The organism is Kitasatospora sp. NPDC057965 (assembly GCF_042887135.1).
Lineage (GTDB): Bacteria > Actinomycetota > Actinomycetes > Streptomycetales > Streptomycetaceae > Kitasatospora.
The window spans coordinates 127,686-149,419 of the sequence record NZ_JBHVPZ010000014.1; the positions used below are offsets into that span (position 1 = coordinate 127,686).

A 21,734-nucleotide genomic window follows, 5' to 3' on the forward strand; every position below is an offset into this window, starting at 1 on the left:
GACCGGGCCCCAGGCGGTGGAGCCGGGCCCGGGCCCGGGCTGTCAGGCCGGGGTCGAGGTGGCCGGCTGGGGCGTGGCGGGGGGTTTGCCGGTGCCGGTCGGCGGGACCGGCGGAATCGGCGGGGCCGGGGTGCGGGTCGGGTCCGAGGTCTTGCCGGGGGCGGTGGACGGCGGTTCGGCGGTGGGCCGGTCGGCGGTCGGCCGGGTGCCGGGGGTGGGCTGCGGCGGTGCGGACTCCTGTGGCGCGGAGGCCGCGGCGGTGGGGGCCACGGGGGCGGACGGCTCGGGGGCGGCGCTGGTCCGGTCGGGTGCCGGTGCGGTGCCGGCCGTGGTGGCCGTGGTGGGCCGCCTGGGTACGGCCGGGGCCGCGGGGGCCGCCGGTGCGGCCGGTGCCGCCGGGGCCTGGACGGTGCCGCCGTGGCCGCCGGTCGGGTCCGGGGCCGAGGAGGGGGCGGTCGGGGTGGTTGAGGCGCGGGCGTTGGTGGGGGTGCCACTCGGGGCGCCGGTCGGGACACCGGTGCCGGGGCGGCCGTTGCCCTCGCTGGGTTCGAGTTCGAAGTCCTGGACGGGGGTGCCCTCCAGGGCGTCGCTCATGTAGGCGGTCCAGATCCGGGTGGGGAAGGCGCCGCCGTTGATCCGGGCGTAGCCGGCGGTGCCGGCCAGCGGTTCCTTGGCGTGGGTCCTCGGGTTCTCCCGGAAGAGGCCGACGGTGGTGGCGAGTTCGGGGGTGAAGCCGGCGAACCAGGCGGAGAGGTTGGCGTCGGTGGTGCCGGTCTTGCCGGCGGCGGGTCGGCCGAGGTCGAGGGCGGCGGAGCCGGTGCCGCGCGGGCTGATGACGTCGCGCAGCACATCGGTGACGGCGTCGGCGGTGCCCCGGTCGAGGGCGGCGGTGGTGTTGTGCGCGGGCAGCTCCGGCGGCTCGACGGGGCCGGTGCCGGGGGTGATCCGTTCCAGTCCGGCGACCGCCCAGGGCCGGTGGGCCTCGCCGTGGTTGGCGAGGGCGGCGTAGACGCCGGCCAGGTCGAGGGCGCTGGGGGTGGCGGTGCCGAGGGTCATCGAGGTGTTGGCCGGGTCCATGCCGGGGACGTCGGCGGGGATGCCGAGCCGGATGCCGGTCTCCCGGACGTGGCCGAGCCCGGCGTCCACGCCGACCTGCGCGTACACCGAGTTGACGGACTTGACCATGGCCTGGCGCAGGCTGATCGGGCCGTAGTCGATGTCGTCCTCGTTGGGCGGCGCGTACGGGGTGGGGCCGTCGGTGACGGGGCGTTCGCTGGTGCCGTCGTAGCGGGTCTCGGTGGTGATCGGGCGGCCGTCGCCGCTGCTGTGGTTGGAGGTGAGGCCGGCGGCGAGGTCGACGGGCTTGAAGGTGGAGCCGATCTGGTTGTCCTGGCGCAGGGCGTCGTTGTAGGGCTGCTCGGCGTAGTCGGGGCCGCCGTAGACGGCGACGACGCGGCCGGTGGCGGGTTCGACGGAGGCGCCGGCGACCCGGACGTCGCTGTCGGTGTCGGGCCGGGCGGTGGGGTCGAGTTCCTCGGTGAGCTCGTCGTGGACGGCGTGCGCGAAGGCGTCCTGCTTCGTCCGGTCGAAGGTGGTGGTGATGCGCCAGCCGCCGGCCTTGAGGGTGGCGCCGTCGAGGATGCCGCTGCCGACCAGGTAGTCGTCGGCGACGCCGACCAGGTACCCGGCCTGGCCGGCCAGGCCGCTGGCGGGCTGCGGGTCGATCGGGTCGGGGAAGGTGAGGGAGGAGCGTTCGGTGGCGCTGAGGAAGCCGAGCTGGACCATGCCGTCGAGGGTGTAGTGCCAGCGGGCGACGGCCTTCTCGCGGTTGGCGGGGGTGGCGGTCTTCACGTCGTACGCGCTGGGGGCCTGGAGCAGGGCGGCGAGGTAGGCGCTCTGCGGGAGGGTCAGTTCGGAGACGTCGACGCCGTAGTAGGCGCGCGCGGCGCTCTGGATGCCGTAGGCACCGCGGCCGAAGTAGCTGGTGTTGAGGTAGCCGGCCAGGATCTCGTCCTTGCCGCGCTGCTGGTCGACCTTGAGGGCGATGAGGAGTTCGCGGCCCTTGCGCTCGATGGTCCGGCTCTGGGTGAGGTAGTAGTTCTTGACGTACTGCTGGGTGATGGTGGAGCCGCCCTGCAGTCCCTGGCCGGTCAGGGTGTTCCAGCCGGCCCGGACCATGCCCTTCAGGTCGATGCCGCGGTTCTGGTAGAAGGTTCGGTCCTCGGCGGAGACGACGGCCTGCCGGGTGGGGACCGGGACCTTGTCGATGGTGACGTCGGTGCGGTTGACGGCGCCGGTGCGGGCGATCTCGGTGACGCCGTCGGCGTAGAGGTAGACGTTGCTCTGGGCGACCGCCTGGGCGTTGGGGTCGGGCAGCGGCACGATGACGTAGAGCACGGCGAAGGCGCCGACGGCGAGCAGCAGCGCGGCGAGGACGGCGCCGAGGACGATCCGCCAGGTGGGCAGCAGCCGCCGCCAGAACGGCAGGGCGCGGCGTGCCTCGCGGCGGGCGGCCCGTCTGGCCCGGCGGCCGGTGCTCAGGGTCATGCCGAGATTATGTGCTATTTGACCGAGGATCAGGGGCCGGGGCGACTCCGTCCGGGTGGTGGGAAAACCGGGTGCGCGAGGGATCCCGCCGCAGTACGGTGAAAGGTGCAAACCAGATAGCGCGGCCACTTCGGGCCGAGGCCCGGTTCGAGCTCCGCCCGCCGTCCCGGCCCCCCGGGAAGGCGGTCGGAGCCGGTCCGGCATGCGCTGCCGCGCGGACAGGGGTCTCCCTGTACCGCCATTTGTCGATAAGGAGACAATATGCAGAGGCTTGGGCCACCGCAGGCCGAGCTCCGTCCCCCCGATCCCGGCGGCGCTCCCGGCGGCGCGCGGGCCGCCTTACTCCTGTACGCCGCCGTCGTCCGCGGCGCCTTCCGCCGCTTCTCCACCTATCGGGCCGCCACCCTGGCCGGCGCCTTCACCAACACCGTCTTCGGCTTCATCCTCGCCTACACCTTCCTCGCCCTCTGGCACGCCCGCCCCGGCCTCGGCGGCTACGACGAGGCCGCCGCCGTCACCTACATCTGGGTCAGTCAGGCCCTGCTGGCCACCGTCGCCGTCATGGGCGGCGGCTTCCAGGACGACGTCCAGGAGCGCTTCCGCAGCGGCGACATCGCCATCGACCTCTACCGGCCGGTGGACTTCCAGGGCTGGTGGCTGGCCACCGACCTCGGCCGGGCCGGCTTCGAACTGCTCGCCCGGGGCGTGCCGCCGACGCTCGCCGGCGCCCTGGTCTTCCACACCCGGATGCCCGAACACCCGCTGACCTGGCCGGCGTTCCTGCTCGCCACGCTGCTCGCGGTGGTGGTCAGCTTCGGGCTGCGCTTCCTCGTCTCGCTCACCGGCTTCTGGCTGCACGACTCGGAGGGCGTGCAGTCGGTGCTGATGGTGGTGTCGCTGTTCTTCTCCGGGATGCTGCTGCCGCTCGCGCTCTTCCCCGGCTGGCTCGGCACCCTCGCCCCGCTGCTGCCCTGGGCGGCCCTGATCAAGGTGCCCACCGACGTCTTCCTGGAGCGTGCCACCGGCACCGAACTGCTCGGCGCGCTGGGCTTCCAGCTCGCCTGGGCCGTGGTGCTGCTCGCGGCCGGCCGGCTGCTCCAGCTGCTGGCGACCCGCAAGGTGGTGGTCCAGGGTGGCTGACCAGGCCGTCATGACCCGTGAGCCGCTGCCCGGCACCGCCCGTGAGCCGCTGACCGCCCGCACGGCCTGGGCGCTGCGCTCCTGGTGGCTCGTCGCCGGCATGTGGACCAGGGCGATCATGTCCTACCGGGCCTCGTTCGTGATGATGCTCGGCGCCAACCTCGTGGTCACCTTCCTCGACTTCGTGGTGATCATCCTGATGTTCCGGCACACCGACAGCCTCGGCGGCTGGAACCTGTCCGAACTCGGCTTCCTCTACGGCACCTCGGCCCTCGCCCTCGGCCTGGCCAACCTCTTCGTCGGCTCCATCGACGCCCTCGGCGAGCGGATCCGCACCGGCACGCTCGACGTCATGCTGGTCCGGCCCGCACCCGCGCTCGCCCAGCTCTGCGCCGAACGGTTCTCGCTGCGCCGGCTCGGCCGGCCCCTCCAGGCGGCGGCCGTGCTGGCCTGGGCACTGGCCGCGCTGGACACCCACTGGACCTGGGACCGGGTGCTGCTGGTCCCCGTGCTGGTGGTCTGCGGCACCCTGATCTTCAGCGCGGTCTTCATCGGTTTCGCCAGCCTCCAGTTCTGGTGGGGCGAGGCCAGGGAGCTGCAGAACTCCTTCACCTACGGCGGCGCCACCCTGCTGCACTACCCGCCGACCGTCTTCGCCAAGGAGCTGGTCGCCGGCACCGTCTTCGGCGTGCCGCTGGCCTTCGTCAACTGGCTGCCCGCGTTGCGGATCCTGGACAAGCCCGACCCGCTGGGCCTGCCGACCGCCTTCCAGTTCGCCTCGCCCCTGGCCGCCGTCCTCTCCCTGGCCGCGGCCGGCCTCGCCTGGCGGATCGGACTGCGCGCCTACCGCGGCGCCGGCGGCTGACCCCTCCACCCCTCTGGACCTGGGAACCACCATGACACTGATCGAACTCGACGACGTCCGCCGCACCTTCACCGTCCGCGCCAAGGCCGGCCGGCTGAAGCGGGAGAAGCGCGAGGTGCGCGCCGTCGACGGACTGACCTTCACCGTCCGGGCCGGCGAGTGCGTCGGCTACATCGGCCCCAACGGCGCCGGCAAGTCCACCACCATCAAGATGCTGACCGGCATCCTCGTCCCCACCGCCGGCCGGCTGCGCGTCGCCGGCGTCGACCCGGCCCGTGAACGGGTCGCGCTGGCCCGCCGGATCGGCGTCGTCTTCGGCCAGCGCACCACCCTCTGGTGGGACCTCCCGCTGCGCGACTCCTACGAACTCGCCCGCCGGCTCTACCGGATCCCCGAGCACCGATATCGCGCCAACCTGCAACGCTGCGTCGAACTGCTCGACCTCGGCGCGCTGCTCGACACGCCCGTGCGCCAGCTCTCGCTCGGCCAGCGGATGCGCGGCGACCTCGCCGCCGCCCTGCTGCACGACCCCGCCGTGCTCTACCTGGACGAGCCGACCATCGGCCTGGACGTGGTCAGCAAGGGCAAGGTGCGCGACTTCCTGCGCGAGGTCAACCGCGAGCGCGGCACCACCGTGCTGCTCACCACGCACGACCTCACCGACATCGAGCAGCTCTGCGACCGGGTCATGGTGATCGACCACGGCCGGGTCGTCTACGACGGCGGTCTCGACGGCCTGCACGCGGTCGGCGACAGCGAGCGGACCCTGGTCGTCGACCTGGCCGAGGCCGGGCCGCCGATCGAGGTGCCCGGCGCCCGGGTGGTCCGGGTCGAGGGCCCGCGCCAGTGGCTGGCCTTCCCGGCCCAGCAGAGCGCCGCCCCGCTGGTGGCGGCCGTCGCCGCCCGCTACCCGCTGGTCGACCTCTCGGTGCGCGAGCCCGCCATCGAGGACGTGATCGCCCGGATGTACGCGGAGGCCGCCATCGGCTGAGCCTTCGACCGGGGAACGGGCGTCCGGTGTCGCTCGCTCGTGCGGGTGGCGGACGTGACCCCGTGCCGCGCCGCCTAGTTGACCGTTTCATCGCCCGGCGCCGCGCCGCCCGTCCCGTTCCACGGGCGGCGCGGCGCCGGGCACCGTCCTGGCGACCCGCGCACCGGAGGGCAGCGCCCGATGACCGTACCCGACGTGACCGTGGTGATCGCGGTCTACAACACCCTGCCGTACCTGACCGCCTGCCTGGACTCCCTGGTCCGGCAGAGCATCGGGCCCGCGCGCATGGAGGTGGTCGCGGTCGACGACGGCTCCACGGACGGCGGCGGCGAGCTGCTCGACGCCTACGCGGGCCGGCACCCCGGGCTGTTCACGGTGGTCCACCAGGCCAACTCCGGCGGCCCGGCCGCCCCGACCAACCGCGGCCTGGCGCTGGCCCGCGGCCGGTACGTGTTCTTCCTCGGCGCCGACGACTGGCTCGGCGACGAGGCCCTGGAACGGATGGTGACCGCCGCCGACGCCTGGGAGTCGGACGTGCTGATCCCCAAGCAGGTCGGGGTGAACGGGCGGCTGGTCCCGCAGGGCATCTTCGACGCCACCCGCGCCTCGGTCGGCTTCGAGGACTCGGCCCTCGCCTGGGCGCTCGCCGACACCAAGCTGTTCCGGCTGGACCTCCTCCGGCGGCACAACCTGGCCCGCAAGGAGGAGCTCAAGGTCTACTCCGACCAGCCCTTCACCCTCGCCGCCTGCCTGCGCGCCCGCCGGATCTCCGTGCTCGCCGACGACGACCACTACTTCCTGGTGCTGCGCGAGGACCGCGGCAACGTCACCCAGCGGGCCGGGGCGCTGGACCGGATCCGGGGCGTCGCGGCGGTTCAGTGGGTGGCCGCCGAACTCGCCGCGCCCGGCGGGCAGCTGGACGCGATCAGGGCGCGGCACTTCGGCTGGGAGGTGCCGCAGCTGCTCGGGTCCGACCTCCTGGCGCTCGACGCGGGGCAGCGCGAGGAGGTCGTCGCCGGAGTCGGCGAACTCGTCCGGCGCTTCGCCGCCCACGAGGTGTACCACCGGCTCGCCGCGGCGGACCGGGTCCGGCTGGAGCTGGCCGCCCGCGGGGAGTACGGCGCGCTGTGCGAGCTGATCGGGTACGAGGCGGAGCACGGCGCGCCGCCGGTGGTGACCGAGGACGGGGCGGACGGGGTGCGGCGCCGGTACGCGGGCTACCCGGCCTTCCGGGGCGGCCTGCCGGAACTGGCGGACGCGCTGTTCCTGCTGGGGGAGGAGGCGCTCGCGGCGCCCGGGCCGTCCGCCGAGGCGGCCGAGCCCCCGGGCGAACCGGCCGCGCCGCCGCCCACCCTGGTGCAGCAGCTGTGGCGCGGCGCGGTGCCGGTCCGGGTGCGCCGGCGGCTGCGCCGCCACCCGGCCTGGCGCCGGCTGGCGAACGCGGTGGCCCGGTCCGGCTCCGCCGCGAACGGGGGCGGCCGGTGACCCCGCTCGTCATCCGGCCGCCCGCCGACCGGCCGCTCGACGTCTGCGTGGTGGGCCTCGGCAAGCTCGGCCTGCCGCTCGCCGTGCAGTTCGCCGCCAAGGGCCACCGGGTGACCGGCGCCGACCTCGCCCCGCCGGTCGTCGAGGCCGTCAACCAGGGCCGGCCGCCGTTCCCCCGGGAGGCCGGCCTGGACGAGGCGCTCAAGCGGGTGGTCGCCGGGGGACGGCTCTGCGCCACCACCGACACCGCGGCGGCCGTCGCCGGCGCCGAGGCCGTCGTCCTGGTCGTCCCGCTGGTCACCACCGCCGACGGCGCCCCCGACTTCGCCCTGCTCGACGCCGCCACCGACGCCGTCGCGGCCGGGCTGCGCCGGGGCACGCTGGTCAGCTACGAGACCACCCTGCCGGTCGGCGTCACCCGGGGTCGCTGGGCACCGCGGCTGGCGGCCGGCTCGGGCCTCGTCCCCGGCCGGGACTTCGCGCTGGTCTTCAGCCCGGAGCGGGTGCGCACCGGCCGGGTCTTCGCCGACCTGCGCCGCTACCCCAAGCTGGTCGGCGGGACCGACCCGGCCGCCACCCGGCGCGGCGCCGCGTTCTACCGGGCGGTGCTGGACTTCGACCCGCGTCCGGACCTGGACGCCCTCGGCCGGCCGAACGGCGTCTGGGAGCTGGAGTCCGCCGAGGCGGCCGAGTTCGCCAAGCTCGCCGAGACCACCTACCGGGACGTCAACATCGCGCTCGCCAACCAGTTCGCCCGGTACGCGGACCGGATCGGGGTGGACTTCGCGGCGGTCGCGGACGCCTGCAACTCGCAGCCGTTCAGCCATCTGCACCGGCCGGGCATCGCGGTCGGCGGCCACTGCATCCCGGTCTACCCGCGGCTCTACCTGTGGAACGACCCCTCGGCGACGGTGGTCGGCGCGGCGCGGGCGGCCAACCTGGAGATGCCGGCGTACGCGGTCGGGGTGCTGGACGGCGCGCTGGACGGCGGGCTCGCCGGGCAGGGCGTGCTGGTGCTCGGGGCCGCCTACCGGGGCGGGGTCAAGGAGACCGCGTACTCGGGGGTGTTCCCGCTGGTGGAGGCAGTGCGCGCGGCCGGGGCCCGGCCGTACGTGGCCGATCCGCTGTACCCGGCGGCGGAGCTGACGGCGCTGGGCCTGCCCCCGTACGCCGGCGAGCCGGTGGTGGCGGCGGTGCTCCAGGCGGACCACCCGGAGTACCGGGAGCTGGCCCCGGCCGATCTGCCGGGCGTCCGGGTGCTGCTGGACGGCCGACGGTGCACCGATCCGGCCCGCTGGACGGGCGTGGCCGGGGTGCGCCGGATCGTGCTCGGGGGCGCGTGACGCCGCGTCCGCGCTGACCTCCGCGCTGACCTCCTCGGGTCCGGGAGGGCTGCACGCCGGCGGGCGCGGCACCGGCGGGGCACGCGTTACCCGGGCGCGCCGTCCGTTCGCGCCGGGCAGCGGGCAGACTGGCGGGGTGAGCGACGAAGCCTTCAGCGGGACCGGCCCCGGAATGCGGTTCACCGCGGCCGACGAGGAGAAGAGACGCGGCGTCCGCCGGATGAAGACCATCGCGACCGGCCTGCTGGCCCTCGCGACCCTGGTCTTCGCCCTGGCCACCTGGGCGAAGGCGGCCGGCGCCGGCGCCTGGGCGGGCTATCTGGCCGCCGCCGCCGAGGCCGGCATGGTCGGCGCGCTGGCCGACTGGTTCGCGGTGACGGCGCTGTTCCGCCGCCCCTTCGGCCTGCCGATCCCGCACACCGCGATCATCCCGACCAAGAAGGACGCCTTCGGCCGCTCGCTCGGCGACTTCGTCGGCGAGAACTTCCTCTCCGGACACGTGGTGCGCGGCCGGCTCGCCGCGCTCGGCATCGCCCGGCGGCTCGGCGAGTGGCTGGCCGCGCCCGGCAGCGCCGAGCGGGTCACCAAGGAGGCCTCGGCGGCGCTGCGCGGGGTGCTCGCGGTGCTGCGCGACGACGACGTGCAGGCGGTCGTCGCCGAGGCGGTCACCCGCCGTGCCGCCGCCACCTCGGTCGCCGAGCCGGCCGGCCGGATGCTCGGCAAGGTGGTCGCGGACGGCGGCCACCACGGGGTGGTCGACCTGATCGCGGTCCGGGCGCACGACTGGCTCACCGACAACCACGCCGAGGTGGTCGAGCGGGTCACCCAGAAGACCCCGGGCTGGACCCCGAAGTTCATCGACCACCAGGTCGGCGAGCGGGTCTACAAGGAGCTGATGCGCTTCGTCACCGACATCCGGGACGACCAGGAGCACCCGGCGCGCGGCGCGATCGACAAGTTCCTCGCCGACTTCGCCACCGAGCTGCAGACCGACCCGGAGACCATCGCCCGGGTCGAGCGGGCCAAGGGCGAACTGCTCGCCCGGCCCGAGGTGCAGGACCTCATCGCCTCCACCTGGGCCGCCGTCCGCTCGCTGGTGCTGAACGCCGCGGAGGACGAGGAGAGCGAGCTGCGCCGGCGCATCCGCGAGGGCGTGCGCAGCTTCGGCACGCGTCTGGCCACCGATCCGAAGCTCCAGGCCAAGGTGGACGGCTGGCTCCAGGACGCCGCCCAGTACCTGGTCGACACCTACCGGACCGAGATCACCTCGCTGATCTCCGAGACGGTGGCGGGCTGGGACGCCGAGGACGCCTCGCGCAAGATCGAGGCCAACGTCGGGCGGGACCTCCAGTTCATCCGGATCAACGGCACGGTCGTCGGCGCGCTGGCCGGGCTGCTGATCCACACCGTGGCGGTCGCGCTCGGCGGCTGAGCCCGGGCTGCTTATCCTTTCCTGCACCACCAGAAACGCGCGTAGATCCTCACCTCAGACCTCAGACCTCAGACCTCAGCCTCAGAGAAGAAGGGCACCCACCGTGGTCCAGCCGGACGGAAGTCGGATCGGAACCCCCAGTGCCAGCGCTCCCGCGACCCTCGCGGCCCCCGCGGACCGCTCCATCGAGGCGTTCATCGCCGCGATGCCCAAGGCGGAACTGCACGTCCACCACGTCGGGTCGGCCTCGCCGCGCGTGGTCGCCGAGCTGGCCGCCCGCCACCGGGGCGGGGCCAAGGTGCCCACCGACCCGCAGGCCCTCGCCGAGTACTTCACCTTCACCGACTTCGCGCACTTCATCGAGGTCTACCTGAGCGTGGTGGACCTGATCCGCGACGCCGAGGACGTCCGCGCCCTGACCTACGGCGTCGCCGAGGACATGGCCCGGCAGAACATCCGCTACGCGGAGCTGACCGTCACTCCCTACTCCTCGGTCAGCCGGGGCATCCCCGACGTCGCCTTCATGGAGGCCATCGAGGACGCCCGGGTGCGCGCCGAGAAGGACCTCGGGGTGGTGCTCCGCTGGTGCTTCGACATCCCCGGCGAGGCCGGACTGGCCGCCGCCGAGGAGACCGCCCGGCTCGCCGTCGACCTCGCCCCCGAGGGCCTGGTCAGCTTCGGCCTCGGCGGTCCGGAGATCGGCGTCCCGCGCCCGCAGTTCAAGCCGTACTTCGACCGGGCGCGGGCGGCCGGCCTGCGCAGCGTCCCGCACGCGGGCGAGACCACCGGGCCGGAGACGGTCTGGGACGCGCTGCGGGTGCTCGGCGCCGAGCGCATCGGCCACGGCACCCAGGCGGTCGCCGACCCGGCGCTGCTCGACCACCTGGGCGAGCACCGGATCCCGCTGGAGGTCTGCCCGACCTCCAACATCGCCACCCGCGCGGTGGAGCGGATCGAGGACCACCCGATCAAGCGGATGGTCGACGCCGGGCTGCTGGTGACCGTCAACAGCGACGACCCGCCGATGTTCGGCACCGACCTCAACACCGAGTACGCGGTGGCGGCCCGGCTGCTCGGCCTGGACGAGGCCGGGGTGGCCGCGCTGGCGAAGAACGCGGTGGAGGCGTCCTTCCTCGATGTGTCGGGCAAGGCCCGGCTGGCGGGCGAGATCGACGCCCACCTGACGCGGTGGCGTCAGGGCTGACCTGAGGTTTTCCGCTCCTTCGGGCCCCGTCGGCGAGTGCCGGCGGGGCCCTCGGCATGCCACTGGTGCCACGTTCTGGCCGAGTGGCATCACTTGATGGTGCCAAAAAGACTCGACATGGCATCACTGGTGTGCCATGCTCTGGCCATGGGTCGCACGCCGCACATCGACAACCTCCACCACGCGCTCGTGGGCGGACCCGGAGTTCGCGGCCCCGGTGCCGTCGGTGCCGTGGGTGGCGCTCATGGCGCCACCCACGGCGCCACCGTCGGCATCGGCCGGGGCTGCGCTGCGCGGGCCGGGTCCGCTAGGAGTCGCCCTGCCGGCCGGGCAGGCGGAGCGCCAGTCCGTCGAGGATGACGTCCAGGCCGTAGTCGAACTTCGCGTTCCGCAGGGTGGCCGGGTCCGCGGCGGCCGCGGCGTCGGCCGCGGCGTCGGCGAAGGCCTCGGCGAGGAACTCGTGCCCGGCCACCGCCTCCTGGGCGGAGGGCATCAGTCCGGCGATGAACTCGGCCTCGGTTCGGCCGCTGCGCATCACCGTGGTCAGGAAGGCGGCCTCCGAGGTGCTCATCCCGAGGACGTAGGAGAGCACGGTCTCGATGGCCCGGGACGGCTCCGGGAAGCCGACGGCGGAGAACAGCGCGGCCATCCGCTCGGAGATGGCGACCAGGTTGGGGCCCAGGTAGACGAGTCCGGCCTGGCCGATGACGGACCCCAGCCAGCGGTGGCGCAGCGTGGTGGCCCGGAAGGCCTGGCAGGTCGCGGTGATGTCGGCCCGCCAGTCGGAGGCGCCGGGGTCCGGGACGGGGATCTCGCCGAAGACCTCGTCCAGCGCGAGTTCGATCAGCTCGTCCTTGGTGGCGACGTGCCGGTAGAGGGAGGTCGCGCCGGCGTTGAGGCGGGCGCCGAGCTTGCGCATCGAGAGCGCCTCGACCCCGTCGGCGTCGAGCACGGCGATCGCCTCGCGGACGATCGCGTCCCGGTTGAGCGCGGGCTGTTCGGGCTCGCGCTGCGGGCGGGCCCACACGGACGGGATCGGATTCGACTTGGCGGCCATCGGCCGGTCCTCCTTCGGGGGCATCGGTGCGGGGCGAAATTCCTGCGTACACCGTTCGCAGGCAGCGTACAGGAAACAGGATTGCGCACACTGTTCCTCCATGCGTACAGTGTGCGCATCGACGGAACATCGTTCGCAGTGTCGTACTTCGGAGGGGAAAAAAACATGGAAGGCCGTAACCCGCGGCGCTGGTGGATCCTGATCGTGCTGTGCCTCAGCACGCTCGTCCTGGTGGTCGACAGCATGGCGCTGACCGTGGCGGTGCCGTCGATGACCGAGGACCTGAAGGCCACCGCGCAGGACACGCAGTGGATCCTCGACTCCTACATCCTGGTCTTCGCGGGCCTGCTGCTGACCTCCGGAAGCCTCGGCGACCGGTTCGGCCGGCGGAAGGTCATGATCATCGGCCTGCTGCTCTTCGGGGCGGCCTCGCTGGCGGCGACGCTCTGCACCAACCCCGGGGAGGTCATCGCGAGCCGGGTGGCGATGGGCGTCGGCGGGGCGCTGATCATGCCCTCGACCCTGTCGATCCTCATCACCGTCTTCGAGGAGGACGAGCGCGGCAAGGCGATGGCGGCCTGGGGGTCGGTCTCGATGCTCGGCCTGGTCGGCAGCCCGGTGCTCGGCGGGGTGCTGATCGACCACTTCTCCTGGCACTCGATCTTCTTCATCAACGTGCCGGTGGTGGTGCTGGCGATCACCGCCGCCCTGGTCCTGATGCCCGAGTCCCGGGGCCCGTGGCAGAAGCCCGACCCGCTGGGCGCGGTCCTCTCGGCGGTCGGCATGACCGCGCTGATCTGGTGGATCATCGAGATCCCGAAGCACGGCGCGTTCGGTGGCAACTCGCTGGTCTCCCTGGTGGTGGCGGTCGTGGCGCTCGGCGGCTTCGTGGTCTGGCAGAACGTGGTGGCGGAGCCGATGGTCCCGCTGGCGCTCTTCCGCAAGCGCAACTTCAGCGGCGGCTCGCTCTCGCTGACCCTGGTCCAGATCGGCAACGGCGGCCTGCTGCTGGTGCTCACCCAGTACCTGCAGTTCGTGCTGGACTACTCGCCGGTCAAGGCGGGCCTGGCCTTCGTGCCGATGGCGGTCGCCGCGCTGGTCGGCAACGGCGCGGGCGCCGGTCTGACCGCGAAGGTCGGCTTCCGGCCGCTGGTCCTGGTCGGCATGGCGATGATGGCCGGCTCGTTCGTCCTGCTCAGCACGGTCGACGCGGACACCGGCTTCACCGTCCCGGCGGTGGCGCTGGCCCTGCTCGGCCTGGGCGCCGGCCTCGCGATGCCGGCCGCGGTCGGTGCGCTGATGGGGGAGATCCCGCCGGAGAAGGCGGGCGTCGGTTCGGCCCTGAACGACACCATCCAGCAGGCGGGCACCGCGCTCGGCATCGCGATCCTGGGCTCGCTGCTGGCGAGCGGCTACGCGGACAAGATGCCGGCGGGCAGCTCCGAGCAGGCCTCGCAGTCGATCGTCGGCGCGCTGGCCGAGGCCGGGGCCAAGGGCGACGCGGGCCTGGCCCACGCGGCCCGGGAGGCGTTCACCTCGGCGATGTCCACCACCCTGACGGTGAGCGCGGCGGGCGTCCTGGCGGCGGCGCTGCTGGCGGCGGTGGTGCTGCGGAACAAGAAGGCGGGCGGCGCGCAGGCCCCGGAGGCGCCGAAGGAGGACGTCGCCGAACTGGCGGTGTGACGCGGGGAGGGCGAACGCGACGAAGGCCGGTACCCCGGGGAGGGGGGCCGGCCTTCGGGCGTCGCCGGGGGAGGGGACTACAGGACGACGTAGTCCGCCTTGTCGTTCCAGTAGCCGCCGTACGGGTAGGGAGCGGGCCCGAGGTCGTAGCAGGAGCCGTTGCCCACGTAGAACGAGGGGTCCGGCTGCAGGGTGCGCTCGTCGTAGATCGTCATGCCGCCGGAGCGGAACGCGCAGGCGGCGCTGGCCTGGTCGCGGAACGACCAGTCGGAGAGGTACTTGGTGCCCGGCTGTGACCAGCGCAGCAGGACGCCGGTGTAGGTGGAGTGCTCCCAGAGGCAGGCGTAGCCGGAGCCGCACTCCGACGGCGAGGCCGGCGACAGCACGACGCCGGCGGCCGGGGCCGGTGCGGCCTTGGCGGCCTGGGCGAGCACCGGGTCGATGGTGGCGATGGCCTGGTCGGCCTCGGCGACGCTGTCGTGGCAGTAGACGGCACCGCTCGTCACCTCGGTGCAGACGCGCGCACCGTCCCACCCCTTGGCCAGGTCGATCCTCCGGCCCTTGTAGGTGGCGATCACCGGCTTGGACGGCGTTGCCTTCGCCGGACCGGCGGACTGCTGGGCGTCGGCGGACGCGACCGCCGGTGCGGACGGTACGGGTGCCGCCGTGGCCGCCGGTGCCGCCAGCGCGAGCGCGCCGGCGGCCGCGGTGACGACGGCGAGCATGCGGGAGGAACGCACGGTCAACTTCTCCCCTGATGAGTCGTGGCAGGACTGTGCTGCCACGACCCAACGCCCGATCGGCCGTTCGCACAATAGTTCCGACGAGGACCGGACAATGGCTGGCCGAATTGGCTCAATGGCTTGATTCCGCAGCCGCCGCGGGAGCTGCCTCGCCGAGGGCGCCGACGATGCACTGGGCGAGCACGGCGGTGGAGTCCACCTCGTCACCGGCGCTGCCCCACACTCCGTCCCGGATCAGGACGGTGCGGGTGCCGAGCAGCCCCAGGGTCGCGGGGTCGAAGATCCACTCGAAGCGCCGGCCGTCGTTCACCCGGGCCACGGCCACCCCGTGCCGGCCGGTGGCGTCGACCGAGTCGTCGACGGTCACCACTCCGGGGATGCGGGCGGCGGCGCGGTAGAGCGCGGAGCTCACCTGGGGCGGGGCGACCACGTCGCGCAGGAGGTCACCGATGGTGATGAAGGCCTCGTGGTCCGCCCCGGTGCTCGACGCCGAGCCGGAGCCGTGGTTCAGCCGGGCGTTGGCGTAGATCTGCTTCAGCAGGGCGTCGGGGTCGGTCGGCATGGTGGACAGCAGGCGGTAGGTGCGGGAGCCCATCGAGCCGGTGGTGTAGGGGAGCTGGGTCTCGGCGCCGTTGCGGCGTTCGAGACCGGTCCGAGTGCCGTCCACCGAGGTCCAGCGCTCGGTGTGGGTGGTGAGGTCGGCGCGCGCCATGCTGCCGTCGGGGGCCTCGGTGAGGCTGCGGCTGTGGGAGACCGTCCGGAGGTACGTGAACTGGTTGTCCTGGGCCGGGGGCTGCGGCTGGGCGTAGGCGACCCTGGCGATCCGGTCGAGGAGTTCGACGGACGCGGCGGTGGCGGGCGGCGAGGGGGCCCGCGAGGTGGTGGTGTCGGGGGCGAGGGCGGCGGCGGTGATGGCGGCGGCGGTGGCGACGGCGGTGACGACGGCCAGGCTGCGCCAGCGGGCGGTGAGGGCGGAGAAGGGGCGGGGGCGGCCGAACTCGGCGAGCAGGACGTCGCGGCGGGCGGCCAGGTGGGAGGGGGAGGGTTCCGGGTGGGGCGGCGGGGGGAGCAGCCGGGCGAGTTCACGGCGCTCGCTGTGTTCGTTCCACTCGGAGTGGTTGGTGCGCGTATTGCTCATGGCCGCCTTTCCTGGTGGTGGCCCACGGACTGATGGCTGATGGCGAGGCCGGCCCTCCGGCGTGGCACGGGGGGATCCTCGGCGTCGACGATCCGGCGGAGCTTGTCCCGGACCCGTGAGAGCCGGGAGCGGACGGTTCCGACGGGTATGCCGAGTGCCCGGGCGGTCTCGGCGTAACCGAGGCCGGCCCAGACGACGAGGGTGAAGACCTCGCGGTCCGGGCCGCCGAGCTGGTCGAGTGCCCGGACGGCGGCGGCGGCCGTGTTGGCGTCGGTGATCCGGCTGACGACCTCGTCGGCGAAGTCGGGGATCGGGTCGCGGCGGGGGAGCCGGGACATGGCGTCGCGGTGCCGGCGGGCGGTGCGGGCGGTGTTGCGGAGCACGTTGGTGGCGATGGCCAGCAGCCAGGCACGGGGGTGGAGGACTTCGTCGCGGAGCTTCCGGCGGAGCCGCCAGGCTTCGAGGAAGGTGAGGGAGACGATGTCGTCCGCGAGGTCGCGGTCCCCGGTGGATCTGTACGCGTGCGCGAAGACCGTGCGAGCGTGCTGATCGTAGAGCTCGGCGAACAGCTGGCGCTCGCCGGCCTGCGTCTGCTTACTGGACAAGGAGAACTCCACGCAGATCTGGTGTCCGCAGGACGGGGGCGGTTCCAGGGAAGTTTGAGGAAATTGGGAGGGGGAGGGAGGAGAGGGTCAGACGTCGAACTCCCCGTTGCGGACCCCGGATAGGAGGTCCCGCCACTCCGAGAGGGTCAGCCGGGCTATGGCGGACGGCTGAAGACTGCTCCGTAGGTAGACGGCGTCGTCGGCTATGGCCACCTCCGGGCAGTTGTTGGCGTTAGCGCACGACGACGGCCGTGTCCAGGAGAGTTCTTCCATCAGAGCTCCTTCTTGATCTTTGAAATCAGGTCGCGAGAGCCGTCCACGGAGAGCGATCGATCGGTCATCACTTTCATGAGTCCGCGATACCTCTCCAGATGTTCCGTTGTGTGCAGGAACGTCGGACCCTCGACAGTGTCGTACTGGACGGTGTCGAGTCGCGGGACCGGGCCGTTCATGTAGATCAGGGCTTGTCCGGAACCCTTGAATCCCCCGGCGTCGAAGCTGATGACGCGAAGCGTGATGTGCGAACGCTCCGACAGTTCCAGCATCCAGTTCAACTGTTCACGCAGCACTTCGCGTCCGCCGAACTGCATGCGGAGCGCAGCCTCGTGCACGATCGCGGTGTAGGGCGGCGCGCCTTCCGCCATGAGGACCTCGGCCCGTCGCATGCGATGTTCGACACGCGTTTCGACTATCCGCGGAGTCAGTGGCGGCTGGGCATCCCGGAAGATGGCCCTGCTGTACCGCTCGGACTGCATGGGGCCGGGCGGGTGGCAGATCTGATAGGACTGCGTAGCCCTTGCGTAGTACTCCTGCTCGGCAAGGTCGAGGAATCCGAGCGGCACGACTCCCCGGTATTCCTCCCACCACCCCTTGGAGCGATCACCCGCCATCGTCGCAAGCGCCGAGACGAACCCGTCGTCGGTCTCGCCGTACTTGCGGGCAAGTGCGGTGACTCTCTCGGGTGTCACCGCATAGAGGGCCTGCTCGATCAGTGTGATCTTCGTGCGGTCCACGCCGAGGACCGTGGAGGCCTCGGCAGTGGTCGTGCCGGCGGCATCTCGCATCTTTCGCAGCTCGATGCCGACCCGCTGCCTTCGTGCACTTGGGGTTGGTGGCATGCGCCCAAGCATCCACCGCGAGCGTTGTGCGAGTCCAGCCGCGATTGACGGTACAAGTCTCGACATTGGCGGTACAAGTACCGCCCGATGCTCTACAGTCTGTGATGCACCGCTCACCGGACGGATTGTCATCAACCTCCCCGACCCGGGCAGTTGGCACCCTCATGCCTCCGTCCGGTGCGCCCCCACCTACACCGCTGGGAGTCCCCATGTGTAACCGCAACACCCCCGCCCTCACCGTCTCCCGCGAGGCGCTCCGTTCCGTCATGAACCTCGCCGGCTTCCGGCCCGACCTCATCGCCGACGCCGAACTCGCGCTCGTCGAACTGATCGTCAACGCCTGGCGTCACGGCCGCACGGACTCGCCCGTCGTCCTCGTCCTCATCCTCGACCGCACGCTCCGGGTCTCGGTCGCCGACAACTCCTCCGACCTCCCCGACCCCCGCACCCCCGCCGGGCTCGCCGAATCCGGCCGGGGCCTCCAGCTCGTCCAGGGCCTCACCCACCGCTGGGGCGCCGAGCCCCAAAAGCTCGGCAAGCTGGTCTGGTTCGAGCTCGACCACGCGGCCTGACCATGCTCGGTCTCCTCGCCCTCATCATCACCGCGGCGATCGTCGGCGCGGTCTGCCGGCTTCGATCCGACTCCCTCCACGACCCCCACCGCCGCGACCGCGACCACCGCATACCCGAGTAGCCCTCGCCCGGGGCGGCGCGCGCCCGACCTGACCGGCTGCCCGGTCGGCCAGGTCGGACGCATCCGCCACCGCCGTTGCCCCGCCATCGCCGCCGCAGGGGGTGGGCAGGATGACGACGACCGTGGCCCGATCATCGTCCCGGTGCCGAACTCCCCTCGTCCACCTGCCGATCGGCTGGTCGAACCTCCTCCCCGGAGCGCACTCCGGGGCCGGAGATCCACGCTGCTACCCTCCCCGGCGTGTCGAAATCAAGGCAGTATGCCGTCCCCGCCGTCGTGTTGGCGTTCCTCCTGGCGCTCGGCGCCTTCCTCGTGCTCCCCTCCCTCCTCTCCACCGACCCGCCGCCGAGCCCGGCGGGCCGATGGGTGGCGGAGGGGCCGACCGATGCCCAACTGGAGCTGCTGGAGGGCGGACGGCTCGGCCGGTCTTCCGCGATACCGGCGTCCGCTTGCGAGGATCCCGGATCCCCTTCCACGGCGAGCGCGGTGAAGGTGACGGAGGGAGCCTGGCGCTACCGCCAGGACCCGGAATCCGACCACCTGGTGACGGTCAGCATCCAGTGGCCCCTGCGATGCACCCTCACGTTCGTGAACCACCTCACCGACAGCGGGAAGCACGTCCTCCGGTCCACGGGCGCCAGTAACTCCTTCGATCTTGTGCGCCCCTGACGCACCGTCCGCCGCTCGCGGGGCGGACGGTCCAGCGGTCGGCGGCCCGGTCGCCGGTCAGCGCGTGGCGCCCAGTGCGCCCGCGCCCCGCAGGGCCGACAGCCCCGCCGTCGCGTCCGCGACCGCGCCGGCCGGAGCCTGCGCGCCGCACAGCGTCTTGATCGCCACGTTGACGACGGCCTCGTCGAGGCCCGACTGGTCCGTGCCCTCGTACGGGTTGTACGACAGTGCGACCTGCCGCTTCCCGTCCGCCGTGCCGAACAGCAGCGTGCCCCAGCCCGGCAGGCCGCCGTCGTGGCCCCACAGCGGGCCGCAGCCGAAGTCGGCCTTGGCGACGCCGAGTCCGTAGAACGAGTGCCCCGAGCCGGTCGGCACCGTCCGCGTCAGCTCGGCCTGCTCGGCCGGCCGCAGCAGCTTGCCGCCGAACAGGGCGGCGTGGAAGCGGTTGAGGTCGGCGGGCGTGGAGATCCCGTTGCCCGCCGCGTCGGCGACGGTCGGGTTCAGCCGGGTGATGTCCGCCGGGCCCTCCGCCAGCTTGGCGTACGCGTGGGCGTGCGGGCCGCGCACGCCGGTCTCGGACCGGGGGAAGGTCGTGTCGTCGAGGTGCAGCGGCCGGACGATCCGCCGCTCGACCTCGCTCTGCCAGCTGTGCCCGGTCAGCTTCCGGATCAGCATCCCGGCCAGCACGTAGTTGGTGTTCGAGTACTTCCAGCCCTGCCCCGGCGCGAAGTACGGCGCGTGCGAGAAGCCGATCGCGACCAGTTGCTCCGGCCGGTAGTCCTGCCACCGGCTCGGCCCGTGGACCCAGTCGCGCAGGCTTGCCTCGTCCCGGTAGAAGAACTGCGGGTCCTCCAGGTAGTCGAACAATCCGCTGGTGTGATTGAGCAGTTGGCGCACGCTGATCGCGCCGCCGTTCGGGACGAGGCCCGGGAGGTGGCGCTCCACCGGGTCGTCCAGCCGCAGCCTGCCCTCGGCGACCAGCTGGAGCACGACCGTCGATACGAACGACTTGGTGACGCTGCCGATCCGGAACCGGCCGTCCGGCCTGACCGGCTGCCCGGTGGCCAGGTCGGACGTGCCGGCGGCGCCCTGCCAGATCCGGCGGCCGTCCTGTCGGACCTCGGCGAACGCGGCCGTCGAGGAGCCGTCCGCGATGAACGCCCGCAGCTCCGCCCGGGCATCGACGCCTCCCCTGTGGGCGTCGACCCCGGCGGGTGAGTCCGCCGCCGCGGCCGTCGCCGCCGGGGCGAGTGCGACGACGCTCGCCCCGGCCAGTGCGACGGCCGCCAGCCGCTTTCCCAACCGGCCACGTCTGCGCGGTGCTTGAGCCTGAATGAACGCCATGCCGATCCACCCTCCCCGGCCCGGACCTCGGGCCCTCGTGTCACTCAGACTCGCATCCGCCCTACCCGCCCCGCGTCGTCCTGCGGATTGCCTCGGAGGCCTCCGGCAGTCCATCGGCGGTATCCCGGGACCCGGTCGAACGGCGGGGGTGGCCGCGATGGCTAATCGGCATCAGCGGGCTTGACGCCCGTGTGTCCCCGCCCGGCCGGTCGCTCAAGGCAGCGGCGTGAACGGCGAGTTCGCCGTGCGCGCGTCCGGGGTGGCGGCGCCGGCCGAGCCGCACGACGCCTTCTCGATGAAGGCGTTCAGCGTGGTGAAGGTGTCATCGGTCTCGGACCCCTGGGTGAGGTTGAAGGAGAGCGAGAACTGTCGGGTGCCGTCCTTCGCCCCGAGCCACAGCGTGTTGTAGCCCGGTATCCCGCCGGTGTGGCCCCAGGCCTCGCCGCAGGACAGGTCGTACCGGATCAGGCCCAGCCCGTAGTGCGCGAAGATCAGTGGCGCCGGGACGGCCGTCGTCATCTCGGCGAGCCGGGCCGGCGACAGCAGCCTCCCGCCGAACAGCGCGGCGTGGAAGCGGTTGAGGTCGGCGGTGGTGGAGATGCCGTCGCCGGCCGCGTCGCCGAAACTCGGGTTGATCAGCGTGATGTCGGCCGGGCCCTCCGGCAGCTTGGCGTAGCCGTGCGCGTGCGGTCCGGGGATTCCCGTCCGGGCGCCCGCGAACGTGGTGTCGTTCAGGTGCAGCGGCTTGACGATCCGCCGGTCCACCTCGCTGCGCCAGTTGTGCCCGGTGACCTTGCGGATCACCTCGCCGATGAGGACGTAGTTGGTGTTCGAGTAGTGCCAGCCCTGCCCGGGCGGGAAGTACGGCGTCCCCTGTGTGCCCACCTCGATCAGCTGGGTCGGGGTCCAGGTCTTCCAGCGGCGGTCGGCGAGGTAGCTGCGCAGGCTCGCCTCGTCCTCGAAGAGGAAACGAGGGTCCGACAGGTAGTCGTACAAGCCGCTGGTGTGGTTGAGCAGTTGCCGCAGGGTGATCACGCCGCCGTTCGGGACGACACCCGGCAGGTAGCGCTCGACCGGGTCGTCCAGCCGGAGCTTCCCCTCGTCGGCGAGCTGGAGCGTGACCGTGGAGACGAAGGTCTTGGTGACGCTGCCGATCCGGAACCGGCCGTCGGCGCGGGCCGGGCGCTGCGAGTCGAGGTCGGCGACCCCGGCGGCGTCGCGCCAGACCCGGCGGCCGTTCTCGCGCGCCTCGCCGAACGCGGCGGTCGAGGCGCCGCGTTCGACGATGGCCCGCAGCTCGGGGCTCGGGTCGACCCGGGCGGCGGCGTCGGCCGATACGGCGGGCGGTGCGTCCGTGCCGCCGGCGGCCGTCGCCGCCGTCGGGGCGAGCGCGACGACGGTGACGCCGGCCAGTGCGACGGCGGCGAGCCGCACGGTGCGGCGGCCGGCGCGGGCGGTGCGGGTGACGTTCATGGTGATCCCTCCCCGGGGCCCGAACTCCGGTCCCCTGAAGCCACGTTCGCACCCGGCCCGACCGGCCCGCGTCGTCCTCCGGGGGCATCGCCGTGGCCCCCGAGGACGGTTCGCCGTGCGACCGGAGAGGGGGGTTGCGCGCCCCCGAATCACCGCGTGGACGCTTGACGGCGCGCCGCCCCGCAGGTCGGCGCGCCGTCCCG

19 protein-coding genes are annotated in these 21,734 nt (G+C 73.0%); 10 read left to right on the forward strand and 9 right to left on the reverse strand.

All coding sequences use genetic code 11. The features are described 5' to 3' along the window. Positions 1-42: 42 nt before the first annotated feature. Complete coding sequence (locus ACFVVU_RS19825) at positions 43-2,547, reverse strand: transglycosylase domain-containing protein (protein ID WP_387791189.1); 2,505 nt, start codon at positions 2,545-2,547, stop codon at positions 43-45. Positions 2,548-2,808: 261 nt separating this feature from the next. Between ACFVVU_RS19825 and ACFVVU_RS19830 the strand changes: the two genes are divergently transcribed. From ACFVVU_RS19830 to ACFVVU_RS19860, 7 genes are all read left to right on the forward strand, one after another. Then, positions 2,809-3,687 (forward strand): ABC transporter permease, encoded by an 879-nt coding sequence (locus ACFVVU_RS19830; protein WP_387791191.1) that lies wholly within the window; start codon positions 2,809-2,811, stop codon positions 3,685-3,687. Next, entirely contained in the window at positions 3,680-4,552 is an 873-nt protein-coding gene (locus tag ACFVVU_RS19835) for an ABC transporter permease (protein WP_387791193.1), read from the forward strand. Before ACFVVU_RS19830 ends, ACFVVU_RS19835 begins: the two co-directional genes overlap by 8 nt. Positions 4,553-4,583: 31 nt before the next feature. Further along, complete coding sequence (locus tag ACFVVU_RS19840) at positions 4,584-5,543, forward strand: ATP-binding cassette domain-containing protein (RefSeq protein ID WP_380686806.1); 960 nt, start codon at positions 4,584-4,586, stop codon at positions 5,541-5,543. Positions 5,544-5,723: 180 nt separating this feature from the next. Beyond that, on the forward strand, positions 5,724-7,028 hold the full coding sequence (locus ACFVVU_RS19845; RefSeq protein ID WP_380684142.1) for a glycosyltransferase family 2 protein: 1,305 nt from the start codon (positions 5,724-5,726) through the stop codon (positions 7,026-7,028). Next, positions 7,025-8,371: a nucleotide sugar dehydrogenase gene (locus ACFVVU_RS19850; RefSeq protein WP_380684143.1), complete on the forward strand. Its 1,347-nt coding sequence runs from the start codon at positions 7,025-7,027 to the stop codon at positions 8,369-8,371. Before ACFVVU_RS19845 ends, ACFVVU_RS19850 begins: the two co-directional genes overlap by 4 nt. A gap of 136 nt (positions 8,372-8,507) precedes the next feature. After that, positions 8,508-9,803, forward strand: a complete 1,296-nt coding sequence (locus ACFVVU_RS19855) for a DUF445 domain-containing protein (RefSeq protein ID WP_380684144.1) — start codon at positions 8,508-8,510, stop codon at positions 9,801-9,803. A 184-nt stretch (positions 9,804-9,987) separates the two neighbouring features. Next, the gene (locus tag ACFVVU_RS19860) at positions 9,988-11,007 is read left to right on the forward strand and encodes an adenosine deaminase (protein ID WP_380684155.1); all 1,020 of its coding nucleotides are present in this window, start codon (positions 9,988-9,990) and stop codon (positions 11,005-11,007) included. Between the two features lie 307 nt (positions 11,008-11,314). Here ACFVVU_RS19860 and ACFVVU_RS19865 read toward each other — a convergent pair whose 3' ends face one another. Next, positions 11,315-12,064, reverse strand: a complete 750-nt coding sequence (locus ACFVVU_RS19865) for a TetR/AcrR family transcriptional regulator (RefSeq protein ID WP_380684146.1) — start codon at positions 12,062-12,064, stop codon at positions 11,315-11,317. Between the two features lie 165 nt (positions 12,065-12,229). Between ACFVVU_RS19865 and ACFVVU_RS19870 the strand changes: the two genes are divergently transcribed. Next, complete coding sequence (locus ACFVVU_RS19870; protein WP_380684147.1) at positions 12,230-13,747, forward strand: MFS transporter; 1,518 nt, start codon at positions 12,230-12,232, stop codon at positions 13,745-13,747. A 77-nt stretch (positions 13,748-13,824) separates the two neighbouring features. Here the strand turns inward: ACFVVU_RS19870 and ACFVVU_RS19875 are convergent, their stop codons facing one another. The 5 genes from ACFVVU_RS19875 to ACFVVU_RS19895 all read right to left on the reverse strand — a co-directional run bounded on the left by ACFVVU_RS19875 (position 13,825) and on the right by ACFVVU_RS19895 (position 17,483). Continuing rightward, entirely contained in the window at positions 13,825-14,487 is a 663-nt protein-coding gene (locus ACFVVU_RS19875) for a peptidase inhibitor family I36 protein (protein WP_380684148.1), read from the reverse strand. 115 nt (positions 14,488-14,602) lie between these two features. After that, entirely contained in the window at positions 14,603-15,628 is a 1,026-nt protein-coding gene (locus ACFVVU_RS19880) for a CU044_5270 family protein (RefSeq protein ID WP_387791196.1), read from the reverse strand. Beyond that, complete coding sequence (locus tag ACFVVU_RS19885) at positions 15,625-16,233, reverse strand: RNA polymerase sigma factor (RefSeq protein ID WP_387791198.1); 609 nt, start codon at positions 16,231-16,233, stop codon at positions 15,625-15,627. The genes ACFVVU_RS19880 and ACFVVU_RS19885 overlap by 4 nt, the downstream gene beginning before the upstream one ends. 87 nt (positions 16,234-16,320) lie before the next feature. Continuing rightward, complete coding sequence (locus tag ACFVVU_RS19890) at positions 16,321-16,506, reverse strand: DUF397 domain-containing protein (protein WP_380684150.1); 186 nt, start codon at positions 16,504-16,506, stop codon at positions 16,321-16,323. Next, on the reverse strand, positions 16,506-17,483 hold the full coding sequence (locus tag ACFVVU_RS19895) for a helix-turn-helix domain-containing protein (protein ID WP_387791199.1): 978 nt from the start codon (positions 17,481-17,483) through the stop codon (positions 16,506-16,508). Before ACFVVU_RS19895 ends, ACFVVU_RS19890 begins: the two co-directional genes overlap by 1 nt. 77 nt (positions 17,484-17,560) lie before the next feature. On the opposite strand from ACFVVU_RS19895, the gene ACFVVU_RS19900 reads away from it, so the two are divergent. Together ACFVVU_RS19900 and ACFVVU_RS19905 are read left to right on the forward strand one after the other, a co-directional pair. Beyond that, on the forward strand, positions 17,561-17,923 hold the full coding sequence (locus ACFVVU_RS19900; protein ID WP_387791201.1) for an ATP-binding protein: 363 nt from the start codon (positions 17,561-17,563) through the stop codon (positions 17,921-17,923). Positions 17,924-18,321: 398 nt separating this feature from the next. Continuing rightward, a complete protein-coding gene (locus tag ACFVVU_RS19905) occupies positions 18,322-18,714 on the forward strand; it encodes a hypothetical protein (protein ID WP_387791203.1) in 393 nt (130 codons plus the stop codon). A 57-nt stretch (positions 18,715-18,771) separates the two neighbouring features. Here ACFVVU_RS19905 and ACFVVU_RS19910 read toward each other — a convergent pair whose 3' ends face one another. Continuing rightward, positions 18,772-20,058, reverse strand: coding sequence for a serine hydrolase domain-containing protein (locus ACFVVU_RS19910; RefSeq protein ID WP_387791204.1), 1,287 nt, complete (start codon positions 20,056-20,058; stop codon positions 18,772-18,774). A gap of 213 nt (positions 20,059-20,271) precedes the next feature. After that, entirely contained in the window at positions 20,272-21,531 is a 1,260-nt protein-coding gene (locus tag ACFVVU_RS19915) for a serine hydrolase domain-containing protein (protein WP_387791206.1), read from the reverse strand. Between the last annotated feature and the right edge of the window lie 203 nt (positions 21,532-21,734).